Origin of the sequence: Aeromonas sp. PrichA-15 (genome assembly GCF_017939245.1) — a bacterium.
Classification (GTDB): domain Bacteria; phylum Pseudomonadota; class Gammaproteobacteria; order Enterobacterales; family Aeromonadaceae; genus Aeromonas; species Aeromonas caviae.
Genome location: NZ_JAGKRH010000104.1, coordinates 1 through 3,880, shown reverse-complemented (window position 1 = coordinate 3,880; position 3,880 = coordinate 1). Strand labels below are relative to the sequence as shown.

General features: G+C 49.4%; 5 protein-coding genes. 2 read left to right on the top strand and 3 right to left on the bottom strand.

Annotation, left to right across the window (positions count from 1 at the left end):
* The first annotated feature begins 199 nt into the window (after window positions 1-199).
* Window positions 200-571, top strand: coding sequence for a hypothetical protein (locus tag J9889_RS14005; protein WP_004099020.1), 372 nt, complete (start codon window positions 200-202; stop codon window positions 569-571).
* A gap of 317 nt (window positions 572-888) precedes the next feature.
* Window positions 889-2,157: an IS4-like element ISApu1 family transposase gene (locus J9889_RS14000; protein ID WP_210557061.1), complete on the top strand. Its 1,269-nt coding sequence runs from the start codon at window positions 889-891 to the stop codon at window positions 2,155-2,157.
* 131 nt (window positions 2,158-2,288) lie between these two features.
* Here the strand turns inward: J9889_RS14000 and J9889_RS13995 are convergent, their stop codons facing one another.
* The 3 genes from J9889_RS13995 to J9889_RS13985 all read right to left on the bottom strand — a co-directional run.
* On the bottom strand, window positions 2,289-2,552 hold the full coding sequence (locus tag J9889_RS13995; RefSeq protein WP_210557059.1) for a hypothetical protein: 264 nt from the start codon (window positions 2,550-2,552) through the stop codon (window positions 2,289-2,291).
* 43 nt (window positions 2,553-2,595) lie between these two features.
* Complete coding sequence (locus tag J9889_RS13990) at window positions 2,596-3,462, bottom strand: inovirus-type Gp2 protein (RefSeq protein WP_210557057.1); 867 nt, start codon at window positions 3,460-3,462, stop codon at window positions 2,596-2,598.
* A 258-nt stretch (window positions 3,463-3,720) separates the two neighbouring features.
* The coding region (locus J9889_RS13985) for an AlpA family phage regulatory protein (RefSeq protein ID WP_210557063.1) at window positions 3,721-3,880 on the bottom strand (160 nt) is incomplete at its 5' end.

The following is a 3,880-nucleotide window of genomic DNA, read 5'->3' as shown; positions in this document are numbered from 1 at the left end:
TAAGAAGTTGCTTGAGGTACTGGGTTGCATTGATAATAGTCATGGCTTCGGGCGTGTCGGTTTTTTTTTGCGATTAAATCAGATCACAAACGAAGCCTTTTTTCTATCTATTTCAATTGGTTGTAGCTAAAGATCCTGTACATGACAGGTCACTGCAGCGGCCAAACTGTTGCCACATCTCAGTTCAGGAGGAAACGCAATGACTCAGGAAAGGATCCAGACCCGCTACCCACTCGGCGGCCCCTTCGCCACCCAGGCTGAGCTGGAGCAGGCCATCACCCAGGCCATAACGACCCACAGACAAGATTTCTTCCCTCTGCTGGAACGGCTGGTGGACGTGGGGGACACCCGGGTCAACCTCAGTCAGGAGAACCCGCTGCGGGTGCTCAGCATCGAACTCGCTGACGGCCGTGAAGGAGTGGCCCATATCAACTACGAGTCCAACTTCGCCGAGAGCTGCCTGATTATCAACGAATACGACCAGCACCAGACCAGCCTGGCCTTTCGCCTCGACGGGGATGCACTTATCTTCGACGTCGAACTGCCGATCGCGTGGAATTTCAATAACTGAAGATTCAGCGGTGTAATGCCGCCTGGTTGCTACACCCGGTCAGCCAGCTCCCCTCACCCTAACCCTCTCCCAAAGGGAGAGGGGATCAGCCCGTGCCAACCTCCAGCCGTGGTAGTCACTCCATACTCTGCTGTTATTTCAGGCGCCTGTAATCTTCCCCATATGGCTGTCATCTGAATAGCAATATCCAGCATATAGCCACCATAACCCTCACTCATGTACAGGATCTTTAGCGGCAACCAATTGAAATAGATATAAAAAAGGCTTCGTTTGTGATCTGATTTTATCGCCAAACAAAATCAACACGCGCGAAGCCTATGACTATTATCAACGCTAATTACTATCTGGAGCAACTCTTGGCTCCCGCCGCACTCGAGCGCATTGCTCGGCTCTGCAAGTTTTGTCTGCGTCAGCGTGCCATTACCCCAGCCATGCTCGTACCTGCACTGCTGCGGGCCATGGGAGGCGACCAGGTCAATGACATTGCCGGTTTACACCGCCATTTCAATGCCTTGCAACTGGTAAACACCCATCAGGTTTCTTACAAACCGTTTCACAATCAGCTGCGCAAAGAGAGCTTTGCCCTGTTTATGAAAGCCCTGGTCGAGCGGGCCATCGCCTTGCGTATCGACCATCAACTCAAAGCAGCCTCCCTCGGCGCGTTCAAGCAGGTGTTACTGCACGATGGCACCTCCTTTGCGGTGCATCGGCGCCTTGCTGCTGATTTTCCCGGCCGGTTCAAGACCATCAGTCCGGCAGCTATCGAGTGCCATATGACCATGTCACTGTCGGAGCAGAGCCCGTTGTGCATGAGTGTGTCTGCCGATACCGCAGGGGAACGGCAATTTCTGCCTGAAGCCCACACGCTGACCAACTGCCTGCTGCTGGCTGACGCAGGTTACATTGACAGGGCTTGGTTTGAGCAGGTGAACGACGCTGGCGGATTTTATCTGGTGCGCGGCACGAAAAGCCTGAACCCCAAGATAATCCAAGCCTGGCGCGGTGATGGACGGGAAGTACCCAAGCTGGCGGGACTATCTCTGAGAGAGGCCGGACGGCGACGCTGTCGGGCCGAGGTACTGGATATGGTGGTGAAGTCCGGCCAGGTCGAGTACCGGTTGATCCGGCGCTGGTTTGCTGAGGAAAAGCGGTTCTGTCTGTGGATGACGAACCTACCGCGAGCAGCATGGTCAGCAGAGCAGGTGATGAGCCTGTATCGCTGCCGTTGGCAGGTGGAGTTGTTATTTAAAGAGTGGAAATCGCACAACCGGCTCAAGGGGTTTGTGACGGGCGAGAAAGCGATTGTCGAGGGGTTGGTGTGGACGAGCCTGCTGTCGCTGGTGATGAAGAGACGGGTCGCGCAGAGTGTGATGAGTGGGGCGCTATCGATGCTGAAAGCGTCGAAGAACAGTGCGACGTGGTGGCTACCGCTATTGGAAGCAGTGGCCCATAGGGCGCTGACAGAAATAAGGGAAAGATTGGAATGGGCTGCCGATTATTTGGCCAAGAACGCCTGCCGAACCAAGCAGAGAAAGTCGATACAGAACAGGACCTTGGAAGGCGTTTTAAATGGACTCGCCGCTTAAGGTCCTGTACATGAACAGAGCCTTATGGTATAACGCCTTACTGGAATCCTTGTGGCGTAAGGTATTCTTGTAGGGGATGCTTTCTGCCCCGTATAGCGGGGGTCTATCCCGTCAAATTGACTACCCAATGTTTATTGAAGCTGTTCTAGGGTCAGGCCATAGACTAGGCCATCGTTCTCTAGCCAGTAGTATGACTCACGACGATTCCTGGTATCGCCTTTGACAACAGTCGCGGTGTGTTGTGTGGGAAGAAGCTTTACCAGCATTCCAAACACCACAGAGGCCCCCTGAACTGCTGTCAGGGGGAAACTGATGAAGAAGAGCAAACCAGTCAGGCTTTCGTGATGTAGTTCAAATACACTGCGTGTGGCTCTGGCAAGTTGCTCGACGGTCATTTGTGGCTCCAGCTCGGGAGCCAATAAGGTACTACTCCCAGCGCTATCTGAAAACCCTGGGTCTCCCACCTTTACCTCTCCTGCGAGGCACTTCCATTTTACCCACGCACCTAAAGCGCTCATGCATCTCAGCCAGTAGCGCTTCATCAAACTTGAGCAAATAGCTCAGCGCGTTATGCAATAGTAGATGACGTTTTTCAGAGTCATCGCAACGCACCATTCCAATACCGTATGCTTCCCACTCTTTGTATTTATTCCTATCCGCATTGCAGTTGTAATATGTTCTGGGTTCACGACTCAGTGATTTCCAAAACTCACCCAATTGACGTCCAAGACTAATGTCACCCTGGACTTTATTGCCATTGAATATAAATGCCATATGGTAGTGATAGCCCCTGGCCACTCCATACTCTAACTTCCATACATACCCTAAAAGATGATGATAACGATGTTTTACCGCTCTCAGGTACGTGTCTCTATCATCTATCGCTTCCTCGATAGTCATAGTGTCTTTAATTTTACTGCCGTAGTGAACATCCACCCTGACCACCAGGAGTTTAGAATGCAACCTAAATAATTTGTTGATATAGTCGTTGACGCTAGTGCTATTACGTGCTTCAGACCGTTTCAGATTGCGTAATCGCTTCTGATGCAGAGGCATATTCAAATCCACCAAGAACTCCTCTATAACGTTTTTTAGCTCGGGAGATAATTGCTTATCTACATATATCTCTCGATAAGGATAAAAGTATCTCAAGAACAGCTCAACCGAGGGATGAGCAGACTTAACCTCTCTGTAGTGATAGTAATGTTTGGTAACAGCATCCATTGCTTTTTGGAAAGCATGGATGTTTATAGTTGGATAGTTAGATTCTAAGCTTTTAATAAATTGCAGGATATGGACAGACATGAGTAATCCCTCAATGAAGAGTAGGTTTAATATTCTAAGGGGAGTGTATGGTTAACTGAGGTTAAGTAGTTAGTAGATGGGTATAATGTTGATTGACATTAAATAATATAAACACCTTAACCTGCGTTAATTAATGGGTATCTCTCCGTAGGCATTCTTGCGAAGATAAAGACATTTAATGATGTTTGTTTGTCGTTATAGCTGTTAGTTGGGAGTAAACAATTAGCAGGTTAACTTATGGAGCCTTTATGGCTTAAATTAAAATGCTCTTATTGATGCTTGTGCGTGTAACCAAGTATCAATTTCATGTTCAAACCAGCCAACAGCTGACAAGCCCAACTTAAATGGCTTGGGGAAATTCTTGTCATAGCGAGGGGATTTATCGCTGATACGGTCATAGATAGTTGAACGGGCAAGG

Bases quoted from the DNA above. Each gene is read 5' to 3' on its own strand.
- J9889_RS14005 (WP_004099020.1), top strand. From the start codon at position 200: ATGACTCAGGAAAGGATCCAGACCCGCTACCCACTCGGCGGCCCCTTC.
- J9889_RS14000 (WP_210557061.1), top strand. From the start codon at position 889: ATGACTATTATCAACGCTAATTACTATCTGGAGCAACTCTTGGCTCCC.
- J9889_RS13995 (WP_210557059.1), bottom strand. From the start codon at position 2,552: ATGACCGTCGAGCAACTTGCCAGAGCCACACGCAGTGTATTTGAACTA.
- J9889_RS13990 (WP_210557057.1), bottom strand. From the start codon at position 3,462: ATGTCTGTCCATATCCTGCAATTTATTAAAAGCTTAGAATCTAACTAT.